We start from the raw sequence: 3,129 nt of genomic DNA on the forward strand, positions 1-3,129 counted from the left end.
CGCCATCGGAATCTCAGCCGGCGCTACCGGAACCGTGCGCACAAGAGGCGCCGCCGTTTCGGGACCGGTGGGGATGGACACCGTGGTGTCACGCGGCGTTTGCCCACCGGGACGCCGCGGCTGCTGCGCGCCCGTGCTGGCCGCCGCCGTCAGCACGAGGACGGAGAGCACCCCGGCGTGCCGGACAGCGCGAGACGCGTCACCGACGCGAAGAAAGCGAAGCATATGTGATCGTGGCGAGAAAGTGGTGGAGTGTTCGACGTGCTGCGCCCTACTCGTGCCCCTTCACCGCGTGCGGGCGATACGACGCCTCGAGTCGCGTGATCTCGTCGGCCGATAACACGAGATCGACGGCACCGAGGGCTTCGTCGAGTTGGTACATCTTGGTGGCGCCGATGATCGGGGCGGTCACGGCGGGCTTCGATAACAACCATGCGAGTGCGATCTGCGCCATCGGGACACCGCGTTCGGCGGCGATCGCGCGGGTGGCGTCCACGATCTCCCAGTCCTTGTCGCCTTCGTACAGCCCCACCGCGTACGTATCGTGCGCGGCGCGGGTGGTGGAGGTGCGGTCGTCGAGCGCGGTGCGGGTGCCGGCCAGCAGCCCGCGGGCGAGCGGCGACCATGGCAGCACGGCGATGTGCTCCGACTCGCAGAGCGGAATCATCTCGCGCTCCTCTTCGCGGTAGAGGAGGTTGTAGTGGTTCTGCATGCTTACGAACCGCGACCAGCCTTTGCGGTCGGAGGTGCCGAGGGCGCGGGCAAACTGCCACGCCCAGCCGGAGCTGGCGCCGATGTGGCGCACCTTGCCCGATTGTACGAGGTGCTCGAGCGCGGCGAGCGTTTCCTCGATGGGCGTAGTGGGATCGAAGCGATGGATCTGATACAGGTCGATCGTGTCCACGCCGAGTCGCTGCAGGCTCGCTTCGCAGGCCTGAACGATGTGTTTGCGTGAGAGGCCGCGCATGTTCGGGCCCGGCGCCATCGGCCAGTACACTTTGGTGGCGAGTACGATTTCCTCCATGCGGCCGTATTCCCGCAGGGCGCGGCCGGTGACCTCTTCACTCATGCCGAGGGCGTACATGTCGGCGGTGTCGAAGAAGTTGATCCCGGCCTCGATGGCGCGGCGGAAGAACGGGCGGGCGTCCTCCTCACTCAGCACCCAGGGGCGCCAGCTGGGCGTGCCGTAGCTCATGCAGCCGAGGCAGAGTCGGGACACGGAGATCCCGGTGGAGCCGAGCGTGGTATAGCGCATGGGGAGCGAATCGCGGGTGGCGGCCGGACGGAAAGGCCGGCGGGCGGAAATTCCGGGAACGGAACGGCGTGCTGGCGGCTAGAATGTATGCACCCTTGACCCCAACCTCGACGCCCATGCTGATCCGCCGTCCCGACGAGCTCCCGTCTTCCGACATCACGCCGGAATCTGTCTACCAGAACCGACGTGCCTTCATCGGCACCGCTGGCGCGTTGGCGCTGGGCGGGTTGGTCACGCCATCGGCGCTCGAGGCCATGCGCTTCGGCGGCGGGACGGCCAGTGCAGGGCAGCAGGACGACAAGCTGACGCCCGAGGAAGACGCGACCAGCTACAACAACTACTACGAGTTCGGGACCGGGAAGGACGAGCCCAAGGAGCTGGCCAAGGACTTCCGCCCGATGCCGTGGACGGTGAACGTCGAGGGGCTGGTCAAGAAGCCCCGTCCGTTCTCGTTCGATGAACTGGTCGGGAAGCTGCCGGTACAGGATCGGGTCTATCGCCATCGCTGCGTGGAAGCGTGGTCGATGGTGATCCCGTGGCAGGGGGTGCAGCTGAAAGACGTGGTGGCCCGGTGCGAGCCGCTGCCGGGTGCCAAGTTCGTGGAGTTCACCACGCTGTACGATCCGCGGCGGATGCCGGGGCAGGCCCGGGCCGTGCTCCCGTGGCCGTACAAGGAAGCCCTGCGACTCGACGAGGCCAATCACCCGCTGGCCTTGCTGGCCACCGGCATGTACGGCAAGGCGCTGCCGAACCAGAACGGCGCGCCGCTCAAGCTGGTGGTGCCGTGGAAGTACGGCTTCAAGGGCATCAAGGCGATCGTGAAGATCAAGTTCACCGACAAGATGCCCAACACGACCTGGAATGATGCCAATCCCAGCGAGTATGGCTTCTACGCCAACGTGAATCCGATGGTCGACCATCCGCGTTGGAGCCAGGCCAAGGAGCGACGGATCGGGCAGTTCCTCAAGATTCCGACGCTGCCGTTCAACGGCTACGCCAGTCAGGTCGCGTCGTTGTACAGCGGCATGGACCTTCGGAAGTACTACTGAGCCCTCACGTGCGGTCGATGCTGGCACGCGCCGAAGCCCCGCTGCGGCGGCTGATTCGTCCCGCGCTGTGGCTGCTGGTAGTCGTACCCGCCATCGTTCTGGTGGCGCAGCTGCTCCTGAATCAGTTAGGTGCCGAACCAATTGAATCGTTGGAGCACGCCTCGGGCGAGTGGGCGCTCCGGTTGCTCGCGGCGTCGTTGGCGGTCACGCCACTCATGCGGCTCACCGGCTGGGGCTGGTTAGTCGCGCAGCGTCGGTTTCTGGGGCTGGCCGCCTTCTTCTGGGCCATGGGGCATCTCAGTGTCTACATCGTCCTCGACCAGTTCTTCGACTGGCCGGAGATCGTGAAGGACGTCCTGAAGCACCTGTATATCACCGTCGGGATGCTGGCGTTCGTGCTCATGATCCCGCTCGCGCTCACGTCCACCAAGTCGTCCATTCGTCGGCTGGGCGGTCAGCGGTGGAATCAGCTGCACCGGCTGGTGTATGTGACGGCGGTCGCCGGGTGCGTGCACTACCTCTGGGCGGTGAAGAAGGACATCGCCGAGCCGCTGCTGTACGCCGCGGTCTTCGTGGTCCTGTTCGTGTTGCGCCTCGTGTTGCGCAAGCCGGGGCCGCGGACCTCCCGGCCCCTGCCTCCCCCGACGCCGGTACCGTCGCCGGGGTCGTGACGAGGCGGGTGCGTGGAGCGTCCCCAGTTCGGGACACTTGCACTCACACCGAACCCGCTCGCCATGCCCTCACCCGCCGACGCGGATTCGCGTCGCTCGGGAAGTCATCCGATCACCGATCGCCGACGCTCGCTCGAGAGCGTCCCGGCGATCG

4 protein-coding genes are annotated in these 3,129 nt (G+C 66.4%); 2 read left to right on the top strand and 2 right to left on the bottom strand.

The window, feature by feature from the left end; genetic code table 11:
* Both ACIRA7_RS16140 and ACIRA7_RS16145 read right to left on the bottom strand, forming a co-directional pair.
* Positions 1-225, bottom strand: a 225-nt coding sequence (locus ACIRA7_RS16140; protein WP_396221859.1) for a hypothetical protein, incomplete at its 3' end; no start/stop codon positions are given.
* Positions 226-271: 46 nt separating this feature from the next.
* Positions 272-1,255: an aldo/keto reductase gene (locus ACIRA7_RS16145; protein WP_396221860.1), complete on the bottom strand. Its 984-nt coding sequence runs from the start codon at positions 1,253-1,255 to the stop codon at positions 272-274.
* A gap of 95 nt (positions 1,256-1,350) precedes the next feature.
* Between ACIRA7_RS16145 and msrP the strand changes: the two genes are divergently transcribed.
* Together msrP and ACIRA7_RS16155 are read left to right on the top strand one after the other, a co-directional pair.
* Complete coding sequence (gene msrP, locus ACIRA7_RS16150) at positions 1,351-2,304, top strand: protein-methionine-sulfoxide reductase catalytic subunit MsrP (protein ID WP_396221861.1); 954 nt, start codon at positions 1,351-1,353, stop codon at positions 2,302-2,304.
* A gap of 17 nt (positions 2,305-2,321) precedes the next feature.
* Positions 2,322-2,975: a sulfite oxidase heme-binding subunit YedZ gene (locus tag ACIRA7_RS16155; protein WP_396221862.1), complete on the top strand. Its 654-nt coding sequence runs from the start codon at positions 2,322-2,324 to the stop codon at positions 2,973-2,975.
* Positions 2,976-3,129 lie beyond the last annotated feature (154 nt).

This window comes from Gemmatimonas sp. (assembly GCF_044376735.1).
Taxonomy (GTDB): domain Bacteria; phylum Gemmatimonadota; class Gemmatimonadetes; order Gemmatimonadales; family Gemmatimonadaceae; genus Gemmatimonas.

Coding starts and splice junctions, on each gene's coding strand:
- ACIRA7_RS16145 (WP_396221860.1), bottom strand. CDS start 1,255: ATGCGCTATACCACGCTCGGCTCCACCGGGATCTCCGTGTCCCGACTC.
- ACIRA7_RS16155 (WP_396221862.1), top strand. CDS start 2,322: ATGCTGGCACGCGCCGAAGCCCCGCTGCGGCGGCTGATTCGTCCCGCG.